The 13,217-nt window shown below is 70.8% G+C and carries 15 protein-coding genes and 2 tRNA genes; 7 read left to right on the top strand and 10 right to left on the bottom strand.

Features of this window, described 5'->3' with window-relative positions:
* Nucleotides 1–212 precede the first annotated feature (212 nt).
* Nucleotides 213–779 (bottom strand): SMI1/KNR4 family protein, encoded by a 567-nt coding sequence (locus Msi02_RS40625; RefSeq protein ID WP_204053049.1) that lies wholly within the window; start codon nt 777–779, stop codon nt 213–215.
* 419 nt (nt 780–1,198) lie between these two features.
* Here Msi02_RS40625 and Msi02_RS44700 point away from each other — a divergent pair, with 419 nt between their 5' ends.
* Entirely contained in the window at nt 1,199–1,774 is a 576-nt protein-coding gene (locus tag Msi02_RS44700) for a tyrosine-type recombinase/integrase (protein ID WP_373308361.1), read from the top strand.
* Between the two features lie 60 nt (nt 1,775–1,834).
* Here the strand turns inward: Msi02_RS44700 and Msi02_RS40615 are convergent.
* From Msi02_RS40615 to galU, 7 genes are all read right to left on the bottom strand, one after another.
* Nucleotides 1,835–1,911, bottom strand: a tRNA-Ala gene (locus Msi02_RS40615).
* 50 nt (nt 1,912–1,961) lie between these two features.
* A complete protein-coding gene (sepX, locus tag Msi02_RS40610) occupies nt 1,962–2,666 on the bottom strand; it encodes a divisome protein SepX/GlpR (protein WP_204053047.1) in 705 nt (234 codons plus the stop codon).
* A gap of 365 nt (nt 2,667–3,031) precedes the next feature.
* The gene (locus tag Msi02_RS40605; RefSeq protein WP_079313233.1) at nt 3,032–3,673 is read right to left on the bottom strand and encodes a GNAT family N-acetyltransferase; all 642 of its coding nucleotides are present in this window, start codon (nt 3,671–3,673) and stop codon (nt 3,032–3,034) included.
* A gap of 55 nt (nt 3,674–3,728) precedes the next feature.
* Nucleotides 3,729–4,205 (bottom strand): MogA/MoaB family molybdenum cofactor biosynthesis protein, encoded by a 477-nt coding sequence (locus Msi02_RS40600; protein WP_204053046.1) that lies wholly within the window; start codon nt 4,203–4,205, stop codon nt 3,729–3,731.
* 5 nt (nt 4,206–4,210) lie between these two features.
* Entirely contained in the window at nt 4,211–4,687 is a 477-nt protein-coding gene (gene moaC, locus Msi02_RS40595; protein WP_079313231.1) for a cyclic pyranopterin monophosphate synthase MoaC, read from the bottom strand.
* Nucleotides 4,684–5,868, bottom strand: a complete 1,185-nt coding sequence (gene glp, locus Msi02_RS40590) for a molybdotransferase-like divisome protein Glp (protein ID WP_204053045.1) — start codon at nt 5,866–5,868, stop codon at nt 4,684–4,686. Before glp ends, moaC begins: the two co-directional genes overlap by 4 nt.
* A gap of 4 nt (nt 5,869–5,872) precedes the next feature.
* Nucleotides 5,873–6,778, bottom strand: a complete 906-nt coding sequence (galU, locus tag Msi02_RS40585) for a UTP--glucose-1-phosphate uridylyltransferase GalU (RefSeq protein ID WP_204053044.1) — start codon at nt 6,776–6,778, stop codon at nt 5,873–5,875.
* A 33-nt stretch (nt 6,779–6,811) separates the two neighbouring features.
* Between galU and Msi02_RS40580 the strand changes: the two genes are divergently transcribed.
* From Msi02_RS40580 to Msi02_RS43735, 5 genes are all read left to right on the top strand, one after another.
* Nucleotides 6,812–7,378, top strand: coding sequence for a 5-formyltetrahydrofolate cyclo-ligase (locus Msi02_RS40580; protein WP_143736935.1), 567 nt, complete (start codon nt 6,812–6,814; stop codon nt 7,376–7,378).
* A gap of 33 nt (nt 7,379–7,411) precedes the next feature.
* Nucleotides 7,412–8,917, top strand: coding sequence for a potassium/proton antiporter (locus Msi02_RS40575; protein ID WP_204053043.1), 1,506 nt, complete (start codon nt 7,412–7,414; stop codon nt 8,915–8,917).
* A 160-nt stretch (nt 8,918–9,077) separates the two neighbouring features.
* Nucleotides 9,078–9,401 carry an FmdB family zinc ribbon protein gene (locus tag Msi02_RS44865; RefSeq protein WP_204053042.1) on the top strand — a complete coding sequence of 108 codons (324 nt, stop codon included), beginning with the start codon at nt 9,078–9,080 and terminating at the stop codon, nt 9,399–9,401.
* Nucleotides 9,402–9,464: 63 nt separating this feature from the next.
* Complete coding sequence (locus Msi02_RS40565; RefSeq protein WP_193209116.1) at nt 9,465–10,271, top strand: S-methyl-5'-thioadenosine phosphorylase; 807 nt, start codon at nt 9,465–9,467, stop codon at nt 10,269–10,271.
* 12 nt (nt 10,272–10,283) lie between these two features.
* On the top strand, nt 10,284–11,027 hold the full coding sequence (locus Msi02_RS43735; RefSeq protein WP_239109257.1) for an SAF domain-containing protein: 744 nt from the start codon (nt 10,284–10,286) through the stop codon (nt 11,025–11,027).
* Nucleotides 11,028–11,159: 132 nt separating this feature from the next.
* On the opposite strand, the gene Msi02_RS40555 is transcribed toward Msi02_RS43735, so the two are convergent.
* Together Msi02_RS40555 and Msi02_RS40550 are read right to left on the bottom strand one after the other, a co-directional pair.
* Nucleotides 11,160–12,278 carry a D-alanyl-D-alanine carboxypeptidase family protein gene (locus Msi02_RS40555; protein WP_239109255.1) on the bottom strand — a complete coding sequence of 373 codons (1,119 nt, stop codon included), beginning with the start codon at nt 12,276–12,278 and terminating at the stop codon, nt 11,160–11,162.
* 129 nt (nt 12,279–12,407) lie between these two features.
* Complete coding sequence (locus Msi02_RS40550) at nt 12,408–12,959, bottom strand: hypothetical protein (RefSeq protein ID WP_204053041.1); 552 nt, start codon at nt 12,957–12,959, stop codon at nt 12,408–12,410.
* A gap of 181 nt (nt 12,960–13,140) precedes the next feature.
* On the opposite strand from Msi02_RS40550, the gene Msi02_RS40545 reads away from it, so the two are divergent.
* A tRNA-Arg gene (locus Msi02_RS40545) sits at nt 13,141–13,213 on the top strand.
* The last annotated feature ends 4 nt before the right edge of the window (nt 13,214–13,217 follow it).

Here is a 13,217-nt window from a genome sequence, read left to right as displayed (position 1 = left end):
TCGGCTGCGCTCCCGTGTCAGCGGGTCTGCTGACTTTTCGCTGACTCTGGCACGCGCGGGCAACCTGCTCCAATCCGGTCCCGGATGGTCACCGCCACCCGCTGGTAGTCAGCGTCGGATCCAAGCTGTCAGCTTCGAGGACTGTGACGCGAACCAAGTTCCCGACACTGCTCGTAGGGGCAACGTCGTAGACGAGGCCGCCCTGTCCAGCACTAGCGAACCCAGTAGACGCCGACCCTCAACTCGTACGCTATGAGGTCCCAGAAACACGTGTAACGCCTGGCGCCGGCTAGCCAAGGCGCGAGATACCAGGCTTCCCACTCACCTTCAGGAGTTTTGACGTGGGGGTTGAGGAGAACGACTCCATCGTCCCAATACCCGGCCAGAAGGGTGTCGGATACATACTCCCCTCTCATGTTGCCGGAGACTTGCTCGTGTCCGTAGACGAAGTAGAGCTCGTCGGGCACGCTCCATGAGTTCTCGGGCTTGGGTTCTGACCAGCTCTCGGCGACCGAGGGGTCGACATCACGAAGCCAGCCGATTTCCTCGACACGTAGCAGGCAGCAGTCATCGGCGCTGCCCCACCCGTTGGCGAACAGGAGAAACTGCCGGTAACTCGGCGGCAGCTCCACACCCAGCCGCTCTTCAAGCTCGCGGACCTCTGCTTCGGTAGCCGGAGGATACAGATCGCCGAGTGGACTGGCCGCCGGCTGATCAGAAGTTTTGGTCACCGGATGCCTTACAGGGAAGAGTTCAGACCATGCGTACTGGGCACTCATGGCGAGTGAAGATATCCCTCACGACTGACATTTCATCCGACGTAGGGCATCACAATCCCAGCTACGGCACGCTTTACGCGTAGCCGTATGCGGCAGTCCATCGGCAACCGCCGGACCGGTGGGGGCTTAGTTTGCTGTCCCTCTGCTCCCTGGCGCAGATATGTGCGGCCTGCACGTTGTTCTCCACCCCTGATCACCTCGTTCGCCGTCGACCCACCGCGGAGCGGCAGCGGGCCGGGGACGGAGGGGCAAGGCCGGCCTCGCGTGTACGTCAACGTGGTCGTGGTTCCTCGGTCGTCGGATGCCATCGGTCACGGCCGGCCTTGAGCCGGAGGAGCCGGTCTGCTGGGCTTGCCTGGGTCGATGGCGGGCGAGGCGATCAGGCTCCCCAGCCACCCACGAACCTCGGCTTGCGCGCCGTGATCACCTCGGGGCCGGAGATCCCCGCCGGAGGCAAAGAAAGACCTCAGCCAACTGCGGCGCGGCCACATGGTCGCGGCGGTCTGCCTCGCGCTCGTCCTGGTGGTCGCGCTTCCCGCGGGCGTCATGCGTCTGCCTGGGATCGGGCGCGGCTGGCGTCGGCGCGGACGGGACCGGCCCGAAGAGGCCGCACGCCCGGCCGCGTCCGGACGCGCCGCGCCACCGCCGCCCGGCACGGGCGGCGGCTTGAACCCGTAAGGCAACTTGTAACCACACCTGGGCCTGCGAGTGCAGCCCACCTACACAAGGTGCACACCGTCGTGCTCGCGGATCGCGGGTATCTCCGGCACTGCTACGCCACATGGCTGATCTCTGATGGCGTGCCGGTGAACGACGTGGCCGGCCTCCTCGGGCACGGCCAGACCTCGACCACACTCAACCGCTACACACACCCCTCACGGGAGCGGAACAGCCGGGCTCGGGCGGTCTTCGCTGACTTTTCGCTGACCGGTAGCAGCGGGAACGAGGCGGTAGCCGTATCGACCGGCCTCGGCGGCGAACGGTCCGGCAGATAGCGGTACGGGCCTGAGCAGCGAAAAGGCCCGCCAGGTGGATCACCTGACGGGCCTTCGTCGTGGTGGAGCTATGGGGATTTGAACCCCAGACCCCTTCGATGCGAACGAAGTGCGCTACCGGACTGCGCTATAGCCCCAACGACCTCGACTAGATTAGCAAACTCTGCGGGGTGTTCGCGCCACCGATTCAGTCCCCGGCCGCGCGGCGCCCGTCGGCGTACTGGTCGAAGACCTGAACACGCTTGCGCGCCTCGAACTTGATGATCTCCGCCTCGCGGGCCGCCGCGGCCAGGGCGCGGCGGCGTTCCCGCTGACGGCGCAGGTGCTCGGCCCGCGCCCGGGCGGCCTTCTCCCGCTGCTCCCTGTCCGCGCGTACGGCCACGCGCAGCACGGCGAGGTAGCCGACGAGGAGCACGCCCGAGGGCGCGACGGCCCACCAGGGCATCACACGGACGGCCGCGGTGACCACCGAGGCCAGCACGAGCAGGATGCTCCACAGGAGCCGCCGCCGGCGCCGGGCGAGGATCCGGGCGCGGCGGTGGGCGGCGACACGGCGGGCCCGCGCGTGCCGCTCCGCGGCGATCTGGTCCGGGGTGACGGCCTCGGCCGGCGCCGCGACGGAAGACGCGGCGGGATCGGCGGAGTCCGCGGACGCGGCCGGCGGGGTGACCACCGTGTCGGCGTCGCCCCCGTCCGCGTCACCGGTGCCGTCGGCGTCGTCGGCAGTGGCGGCCTCCGGGGAGTCGTCGGCGAGCGGCTCGGACAGCGTGGACGCCTCCGCCTGCTCCTCGAACAGGTCGTCGTCGGTGTGCCGGTCCCGGCGCAGCCACATGGGCAGCAGGACGCTGAGCCACATGACGACGATGGCGAGGTAGAGCAGGGCGCTACCCATGCGCCCACCCCCACGCCCTCCGGCGATGGGCATGGTGAACACGTCCGTGGCCCTGTGTCGGCGGAGAGGTGTTCACGTCACGCACCGTAGGACTGTGTGTCACTGAATGACGAGCATTCAGTCCGGTGTGTCGCGAGATCGTCAAAGCTCTTCATGTAATTCGATCCCGTGCGAGCGCGCGATCCCCACAGGCACGCGGGTCGCTCTGCTACCGCTGGGCCAGCGGCGGCCGGGGTGCGATGGACGGAGCCCGCTTCCTCATGTGGATGCCTCCCGTGACGCGGTTTCGGTTACCGCCACGGAGCATCACAGCACCCGCTAGTGATCGGTTTGTCCTTCGATTGCAGCCGGCCGGGCGCCGCCTCCTAACCGGGGCTGGACTCGCTGCGGCGGGCGGCCGAGTTCATCGTGCGGCGCCACTGGACGAGCAGTCCGCGCGGCACGTCCTCGACGGTCAGCGCGTAGCAGATGTGGTCGCGCCAAGCGCCGTCGATGTGCAGTTGACGCCGGCGGATGCCCTCCTCGCGGAATCCGAGCTTCTCCACGACCCTGCGGCTGGCGTGGTTCTCCGGCCGGATGTTGGCCTCGAGCCGGTGTAAACCGGTCGTGAAGAAGCAGTGGTCCACCGCCATGGCGAGCGCGGTCGGGATGATGCCCCGCCCGGCGAGCGCGCCGTCGACCCAGTAGCCCACCTGCGCGGAGCGGGCCGACCCCCACACGATCGCCCCCACGGTGAGCTGCCCGGCGAACCGTCCCTCGTACGTGACGACCCAGGGCATGGCCATCCCCTGGCGGGCCTCGCGGCGCAGCGTGCCGACCATCGAGACGTACGGCCCGAGGCCGGTGCGGAACAGCGGGGTCTCGGGGTTGCTCGGCTCCCAGGGGCGGAGCCATTCGGCGTTGCGCAGACGGGTGTCGCGCCAGTCCCGCACGTCACGCAGGCGCAGCGGCCGCAGCCCGACGGGCCCCTCGGCCATGGACGCCGGCCAGCCGCGAAGTCGATCCATTCGTCAATCATCCACCGGAACACGGTCAACGCGCCACGCGGGACGCGCCCCGGTCTCAGCGCGCATGGTCGCCCCCGTGGATCTGGTCGACCACGTGAGCCAGGATCGGGGTCAGCACGGCCATGCCGTCCCGTACGCCGCCCGAGGACCCGGGCAGATTGACCACCAGCGACCTGCCGGCCTGCCCGGCGAGGCCGCGGGACAGGATCGACGTCGGCACCTTCTCCCGGTTGACCAGGCGTACAGCCTCGGCGATGCCGGGGATCTCCCGGTCCAGCACCCGGCGGGTCATCTCCGGGGTGAGATCGAGGGGCGTCACCCCGGTCCCACCGGTGGTGACGATCACGTCGTAGCCCGCGGCGACGCCCTCGCGCAGCGCGGCCTCGACGGCGTCCCCGTCGGGGACCACGCGGGGCCCGTCCACCCGGTCGCAGCCCGCCTCCTTCAGGAGGGAGGCAAGCAGCGGCCCGGAGCGGTCCTCGTAGACGCCCGCGGACGCCCTGTTGGACACCGTCACCACCAAAGCGCGCAACGCCCTTACTCCTGTCCGGAACGGGTCCAGTGGCCCGTCTTGCCGCCCGTCTTCTCCTCGACCCGTACGTCGCTGATCACCGCCGCCGGGTCCACCGCCTTGACCATGTCCACCAGCGCGAGCGCCGCGACGGTGACGGCCGTGAGCGCCTCCATCTCGACGCCCGTCCTGTCGGCCGTACGGACCCGGGCGGTGATCTCCACCCCCTCGTCCACGACGGCCAGGTCGACCTTCACGCCGGTCAGGGCGATCGGGTGGCACAACGGCACGAGGTCGGGGGTGCGCTTGGCGCCCATGATCCCGGCGATCCGCGCCACGCCGAGCGCGTCGCCCTTGGGCACGTCTCCCGCGCGCAGCACGGCCACCGCCTCCGGCGACAGCAGCACCCGGCCCGTCGCGACGGAGGTGCGCGCGCTGACGTCCTTCTCCGAGACGTCCACCATCCGAGCGGCGCCCGACTCGTCCACGTGAGTCAGCTTCATAGCGGTATCACCTCCACCTCGGCGCCCTCGGGCAGCGAGGTCACGTCCTCGGGCACCACGATCAGCGCGTTCGCCCCGGCCAGCGCCGCGAGCTGGTGCGAGCCCTGCCGGGTGACCGGCGCCACGGTCTCCCCGGTCAGCACGGCCCGCAGGTACGACCGCTTCCCCTCGGGGGAGCGCAGCGGCGCGGTCACGGCCGCCCGTACGGTCGGGGGCGGCCCTGCCGGGAGGCCCTGCATCGCCCGCAGGGCCGGCTTGACGAAGAGCACGAACGACACGAACGACGAGACCGGGTTGCCCGGGAGCGTGAAGATCGGCACCCGGTCTGGCCCCACAACGCCGAAGCCCTGCGGCATGCCCGGCTGCATGGCGACCTTCTCGAACGTCACCGTGCCCAGCGGGGACAGGGCCTCCTTGACCGGCTCGTACGCCCCCATCGAGACGCCGCCGCTGGTGATCACGGCGTCGGCCCGCAGGAGCTGGGCGTCCAGCGTGTCCATGAACTCCTTGGGGTCGTCGGTCACCGAACCGGCCCTGAACCCCTCCGCCCCGGCCTCGCGTACGGCCGCGGCGAGCATGAAGCTGTTGGACTCCCAGATGCGGCCCGCGCCCAGCGGGGTGCCGGGCTCGGCGAGCTCGGCACCCGTGGACAGCACGACCACCCTCGGCCGGGGCCGCACCACCACCCGGCGCCGGCCCACCCCGGCGAGGATGCCGATCTGGGCGGGGCCGATCCTGGCGCCCTCGCGGAGCACCACGTCGCCCGCCCGCACGTCCTCCCCCGCCCGCCGGATCGCGTTGCCGAGCGGGGCCGGCCTGTCGATCCGTACGCGGGCGGTGCCGCCGTCGGTCCACTCCACCGGGACGACGGCGTCGGCGCCGGCGGGCAGGGGCGCCCCGGTCATGATGCGGGTGACCAGGCCGGGGCCGAGGGCGTTCAGCCCGCCGTCGCCCGCCGCCACGTCCCCGATCACGGGCAGCGTGACGGGCGCGGCGGCCACGTCCTCGGCCCGTACGGCGTAGCCGTCCATCGCCGAGTTGTCGAACGGCGGCAGCGGAACGGGCGAGGCGACGTCCTCGGCCAATACGGCGCCGAGGGCGGCCTCGATCTCGACCTCGAGCGGTGCGAGCGGTCGCACCGTCGCGAGGATGTCGGCGAGGTGGCGGTCGACGGGCTTCATCGGCTCACTGTCCGGCCTTGTCCAGGAACTCCCGCAGCCAGGGCAGGAACTCCGGAGCGAGGTCGTCCCGGTTCGCGGCGAACTGCACCACGGTCTGCAGATACTCCAGCTTGTTACCGGTGTCGTAGCGACGGCCGCGGAACAGCACGCCGTGCACCGGACCGCCCTCCTCCGGGCCCATCGAGGCCAGCGTGCGCAGGGCGTCGGTGAGCTGGATCTCGCCGCCGCGCCCGGGCGGGGTGCGCTCCAGCACGTCGAACACGGCGGGGTCGATCACGTACCGGCCGATGATGGCCCAGTTGGAGGGCGCCTCGTCGGCCGGGGGCTTCTCCACGAGGTCGGTGACGCGGACGACGTCGTCCTCGTCGGTCGCCTCGATGGCGGCGGCGCCGTACAGGGAGACCTGCTCGCGCGGCACCTCCATGAGCGCGACGACGCTGCCGCCGTACGTCGCGCGCACCTCGATCATGCGCTTGAGCAGCGGGTCGCGGGGGTCGATGATGTCGTCGCCGAGCAGACAGGCGAACGGCTCGTGGCCGACGTGCTGCTTGGCACACAGGACGGCGTGGCCGAGGCCCTTGGGCTCGCCCTGCCGCACGTAGTGCATGGTGGCGAGGTCGACGGGCTCCTTCACCTGGTTGAGCCGTTCCTCGTCGCCCTTGGCGCGAAGAGCGTCCTCCAACTCGTACGCTACGTCGAAGTGGTCCTCGATCGAGCGCTTGTTGCGGCCGGTCACCATGAGGACGTCGAGCAGCCCGGCGGAGACGGCCTCCTCCACCACGTACTGGATGGCCGGCTTGTCGACGATGGGCAGCATCTCCTTGGGGGTCGCCTTCGTCGCGGGAAGGAAGCGGGTGCCGAGACCCGCGGCGGGCACGACGGCTTTGGTCACGGGATCGAAGTCAGCCATGAGTAGACACTAACGGAGCAGTCTTTGGACAAGATGAACCTGCGTCGGCGTATCCTGCGCGGCCGGTCGGAACTCGATCCCAGGACGCTGCGCGAGTCGTCGGCGGCCATCAGGGAGTTACTCCTCGACCAGCCGTGGGTGCAGATGGCGGGGCTGGTGGCCTGCTACTGGTCGACCGGCACCGAGCCGTCCACGCAGGGGCTGATCCTGGCCCTGTGGAAGCACGGCGCCACGGTGATGCTGCCGGTGCAGCGCCTGGACGGCGACCTCGACTGGGCGGTGTACGACGGCCCGGACTCGCTGGCGCCCGGCCCGAACGGAATCATGGAGCCCGTGGACGTCCGGCGCGGCGTCGACGCGATCCGCACCGCCGCGCTGGTCATCGCGCCGGCCCTGGCCGTCGACCGGGTCACCGGCGTACGGCTCGGCCGCGGCGGCGGCTTCTACGACCGGGCGCTCGCCCGCGTCGGGCCGAACGTGCCCACGGTGGCGCTCCTGCACGAGGGCGAGCTGATGGAAGGGGTTCCCGCGGAGCCACACGACCAGCGCGTACGCTTCGCCGCCCTCCCGAGCGGAATCGCCCGATTGGTACAGATGTGACAAGATTGGTCTAAGTGACGGCGAAGGGAGCGGGTGGGTCTGAACGTCTGGCTGCTCCTGTCCGCCGCCGTCGTCATCGCGGCCATCGCGTCCGTACGGATCGCGCACCGCACCGGCCTTCCCACGCTGCTCATCTATCTCGGCCTCGGCCTGCTGCTCGGCGAGGGCGGCATCGTCGGCATCAACTTCGACAACGCCCAGACGGCCCAGCAACTCGGCATGGTCGCGCTCGCCGTGATCCTGGCCGAAGGCGGTCTCACCACCAACTGGAACCACGTACGCGCCGCCGTGCCGACCGCGCTCGTGCTCGCCACGGTCGGGATCGCGGTCAGCGTCGTCGTGCTCGCGGCGACCGTCGCCGTCCTGCTCGGCATGGAGTGGCGGATGGCCCTGCTGCTCGGCGCGTTCCTGGCGTCGACCGACGCGGCGGCCGTGTTCTCCGTGCTGCGTCGGCTGCCGCTGCCGCCCCGGCTCGCCGGGATCCTGGAGGCCGAGTCGGGCTTCAACGACGCCCCGACCGTCATCCTCGTGATAATGCTGAGCGCGGGCTCGTCGCTGACCCTCTCGCTGCCGCACGTCCTGCTGGATACCGCCGTCGAACTGGTCATCGGCGCGGCCGTCGGTCTCGCCGTGGGTCCGGCGGGGGTGTACGCGCTGCGCCGGGTCGCGTTGCCCGCCTCCGGCCTCTATCCGATCGCGGTGCTGGCGCTGGCGTTCGTCACCTACAGCGGGGCGACGCTGCTGCACGGCAGCGGGTTCCTCGCGGTGTACCTGACGACGCTGGTCCTGGGCAACGCCCGGCTCCCGCACCGCGCCGCCACGCGCGGCTTCGCCGAGGGCGCCGCCTGGCTCGCCCAGATCGGGCTGTTCGTCATGCTCGGCATGCTGGCCGATCCGCGCGAACTGCCCGGCGTGATCGTCCCGGCCCTGGTGTCGGGCCTGCTGCTGGTCCTGCTCGCCCGGCCGGCGTCCGTGCTGGTGTCCGGGGTGGTGGTGCGGCTCCTGCGGCTCGGCTCGCTGTCGTGGCGCGAGCAGGTGTTCCTGTCGTGGGCCGGGCTGCGCGGCGCGGTGCCCATCGTGCTGGCCGCGATCCCCTGGGCCGCCGGTCTGCCGGGGGCCAAGGGCCTGTTCAACGACGTCTTCATCATCGTCATCGTGTTCACGATCCTGCAGGGGCCCACACTGCCGTACCTCGCCCGGCGGCTCGGCCTGGCGGCGGAGGGCGAGGCCCGCGACCTCGACGTGGAGGCCGCGCCGCTGGAGGAGCTGAACGCCGACCTGCTGCAGATCCGCATCCCACGCGGCTCGCTCATGCACGGTGTGGAGATCTTCGAGCTCCGGCTGCCCGCGAACACCATGGTCACGCTCGTCGTACGGAACGGGCAGTCGTTCGTGCCCACGCAGACGACCCGGCTGCTGGCGGGCGACCAGCTTCTCGTGGTCACCACGGCCGCCCAGCGGGAGACGGTCGAACGCCGCCTGCGCGCCGTCAGCCGCCGCGGCAAGCTCGCCGGCTGGTACGGCGAACGCGGCGGCTGACCGCTGCCGCCCGGGGTGCGCGGATTGGATCGCAGGCGGACCGCGGCCTGAGCGAATGGGACGGCGCGGGGCAATAAACCGGGCTGGAGTGGCGTTTGGGCTTGTTGATTGCCTACCATTAGCAATCGACCCGGTCGAGTGCCAGTCTCAGGAGGAGCGAGTGCCTACCTACCAGTACGCCTGTACCGCTTGCGGTGAGCAGCTGGAGGCCGTCCAGAAGTTCTCTGACGACCCGCTCACGGAGTGCCCGGCCTGCCAGGGCAAGCTGCGCAAGGTCTTCTCCGCCGTTGGCATCGTGTTCAAGGGCTCCGGCTTCTACCGGACCGACAGCCGTTCGTCGAGCTCGTCGACGACCACGTCCACCACGACGACGTCCTCGAAGCCGTCCGGCGACTCGGGCAAGAAGGAGCCCGCGGCCTCCACGAGCTCGTCGAGCACCTCCTCGTCGAGCACGTCGTCGTCCGGCTCCACCGCGGCCGCCTGAGGTTATCCACAGGGGGTCGGCGGGACGCGGCGGGTGTGCGGCGCCGTTCGCTAGTGTCGGCCCATGGTCAATCGCGCAGACATCGGGGTCATCGGCGGCTCGGGGTTCTACTCCCTGCTGGAGGACGCCGAAGAGATCGACGTGACGACGCCGTACGGCCCGCCGAGTGACTCGATCACCGTGGGCCGCATCGGCGAGCGGACCGTCGCGTTCGTCCCGCGGCACGGTCGCGGCCACACCTTCCCTCCCCACCGCATCCCCTACCGGGCGAACATGTGGGCCCTGCGGTCCCTCGGCGTCCGCCAGGTGCTCGCGCCCAGCGCGGTCGGATCCCTGCGCCCGGAGATCGGCCCGGGCGCCCTCGTGATCCCCGACCAGCTCGTGGACCGCACGCAGGGCCGCGAGCAGACCTACTACGACGCGGGCGGGGCCGTGCACGTGTCGTTCTCCGACCCCTACTGCCCCTCCGGCCGGGCGGCCGCCGTGACCACGGCACGCGAGACGGGCTGGGACACGGTCGACGGCGGCACTCTGGTCGTGGTCCAGGGCCCTCGCTTCTCCACCCGGGCCGAGTCGAAGTGGTTCTCGGGCGCGGGCTGGTCGATCATCGGCATGACCGGGCACCCCGAGGCCGTGCTCGCCCGCGAACTCGCCCTCTGCTACACGACGCTCGCCCTCGTGACCGATCACGACGCCGGCGTGGAGGCCGGCGAGGGGGTCACCCACGAGGAGGTCCTGGCCTTCTTCGCCGCCAACGTCGAGCGGATGCGCACTCTGGTCGCGCAGGTCGTCGAGGCCCTTCCGGAGGAGCGTCCCTGCCCCTGCGGCAACGCCCTCGACGGGATCAAGCTGCCGATCGAGCTCCCCTGACACGAGGTGGTCATGCGTGATCTGAGGCGGCTGACGGCCCGCCGTCGCCGTCCGATCGCCGCCGTCCTCGCCGGTCTGGCGGTGGCCTGTGTGCTGCTGGCCGTCCGCACCCCTGACGGGGTGGAGGTCCTCGCCGCCGCCCGCGACCTCCCCGGAGGCCGGCTGGCCGCCTCCGACGTCGTGGTCGTACGGCTCCCGCCCGACACGGTGCCCGCCGGGGCGTACGCGCCTGGCGCCCCGGTCTCGGGTCGCGTGCTCGCCGGCCCGTTGCGCCGGGGTGAACTCCTCACCGACGCACGGCTGCTCGGGCCGGGCCTGTTCCGCCAATCCCTGAACAGCGAGGCATCCGGCGGGCAGGAGCCGAGTGGGCAGGGCTCCGGCGGTCAGGCGCCCGGAGGGCCGGCCGGCGGTGGTCCGGCTTCGGGGCGGTGGGCCCCGGCCACGCAATCGGGGGCTTCGGCCGCTGAGCCGGGGATGGCCGGGACGCCGGGGATGGTCGCGACGCCGGTCAGGATCGCCGATCCCGACGCCGCCCGCCTGCTGTCGCCGGGAGACGTGATCGACATCCTGGCGGCCTTCGAGGAGGGCCCTTTCCAGGCCCGGACCGTCGCCCAGGAGGTGCGGGTGATCGCCCGGCCACCGGGCCGTACGGACGGCGGTGCGCTGCTCGTGCTGGCCACGACCCCCGGGCAGGCGGCCCAGCTCGCCCAGGCGCAGGCACAGGGCAGGCTCTCGGTGACCATTCACCCCCACTGACCGGCCTTGCCGGGCGGCGGAGAACGCCGATCAGGCATGACCTGCTGGAGCATCTCCTCGAACCCGGCGTAGCGCCCGGCGCCGAGGATCCGTCCGTGCCGCTCCTCGATGGCGGCGAGGTCGGCCTGCGTGTCAGAGCTGTGAGCCGAGCTTGGGGTCGTACTCCCAGTGCCAGGGCTCGAAGGGGCTGTGATACGCCCAGTCGGGGTGCATCCAGCCATACCGCTTGCTGTTGGCCTCCAGCCAGTTGAACTGAACGGAACGGAAGTTCTGCACTCCGCCGCACAGGTCGACGGCGAGCCCCAGGCCGTGGTTGCTCTTTCCCGGCGTGGCCGCGAAGCCGGGCCGCCGGTAGTAGATGGACTGCTGCTCGCTCAGGCTGCGATAGCTGTCGGAGATGCACATCGAGGTGCCGAAGCGCTTCTTGTAGGCGATGTTGAGATCGGCGAAGGCGATCGCCGCGTCCGCCCGCAGTTCCTCTCCGGCCTGCGGCAGGGGGCACAGGATGTTCTTGGGCAGCAGGCCGTTCGGATACTGCTCCGCCTGACTGATCCTGGTCGGGTCGCAGCCGCCCGCCCCCTGCGTTCCATCACCGATCTTCACACCGAGTTTGATCAGCGCCTTGGTCAGCGACCGGACCAGAGCCGTGGAGCGTTTGCGCAGAACGGTGACCTGCGCGCTCAGCTGCGCCTCCTGCAGGAGGCTGGCCGCCCGGAGCTCCTGCGCCTCCTGGGCGAGCTGCTGCTGCCGCTCCAGCAGCTTCACCGCGTCGCCGAGCACGTTGTTCCGCCCGGCGACGATGTGATCGAGGTCGGCGATCCTCCGGAGCGTCTCCGTGCCGCTGCCCGCCCGGAAGAACGGGCTGATTCCGTCGAGCGAGGGGTCCTGATACATGGACGAGGCGAGGTCGGACAGCGGCTTGCGCAGCTTGTTGAGCTCCGCCGTGGCCTGCTGGAGACTCTCCAGCTTGGTCGCCAGCTCCTTCTCCACAGCGCCGAACTTCTTCTGCCGCGCCACCAGCGCCCTGTTCGCGTCCTCGATGGACTTGTACGCCTTCTGAGCCTCCCGCCGCAGCTCGGTCAGCGTGGTGGGCTCCTTGTCGAGCACGCCGGCCACGGCGCTTTCTCCGGCGGCCTCCGTGGTCGTGGTGCCGGTCGGGGCCGCCGCTGCCGTGCCGTACGGCGCCGAGACGGCCAGCGAAGTCATCACCGTGACGACCGCGATCAGCCCGGCTGATCGAGGAGATGGCACGATCGACTCCCCCGTTTGCGAACTCGTGACCTGGGTCAGGGACGCACGTTACTACAGCGCCCTGTGTGCCCGAGCCCCGGTTCGCATAAGCGCTATCGACCGGTCACGTCGCATATGCGCGTTTCCAGCTCATCGCCCGCCTTCGGGTTGGCCCTCGCGTTCCCGGCAGAGCTCCCACAGCCACGTGTCCCGCCATTCGGGCGCACACGTGAAGGTCGTCTCCTCGCGAGGTTCCGGCTTCTCCACGGGCCGGCTCACCTTCGGGACATCCCGGTGAACGATCTCACGGACGGGTTGGACGATCGGAAGGATCCGTACGATCCCCTCGTAAAGACGCGCGGGACCGGACGGCTCGGGCACCGGCGTCGGGTTCAGCAGGGGCTCCCGCACCGTCCCCGCCATCGGAACCACGGCGATCCTCCGGGCCTCCTGATCGTCCGCGAGATTCGGCGGCACGACCGGCCGCTTACCGAGCGTCCCGGCGGAAGCCCGCTCTCCCGCGGTTCCCGCGCGTTTCTCATCCGCCGTCCCAGCCGGTTCCGCGCGTACGGCCGCATCACGTGAGAGATCGCTCCGCACCCGTTCCCCGTAGCCGCTGAAGTCGGCCATGAGCATGCCCGAGGCCAGGATCACCGGCGCGAGCAGCGCCGCGACGAGCACCATCGATCGCAGCCCACGCACTGATCCACGTCTCGTTACGGTCACGGCCAGCGACGGTAACCACCCTCCCCTGGCCGCCGTACGACGACTTGCCATGCCTTTACCGCAGGCAGCCCGCCGATGACCGGCGGCCCCGAAACGACACCCCCCGGGGAGGCGCGAGCGGGCCCAACCTTTCGCTAGGCTTACTGGTGCACATCACGCCTCCGTAGCTCAGGGGATAGAGCACCGCTCTCCTAAAGCGGGTGCCGCAGGTTCGAATCCTGCCGGGGGCACCTG

It is taken from the genome of Microbispora siamensis (assembly GCF_016863095.1).
Lineage (GTDB): Bacteria > Actinomycetota > Actinomycetes > Streptosporangiales > Streptosporangiaceae > Microbispora > Microbispora siamensis.
Note: the sequence above shows the minus strand (reverse complement) of the source record. Positions and strands in the feature narration are given on the sequence as shown.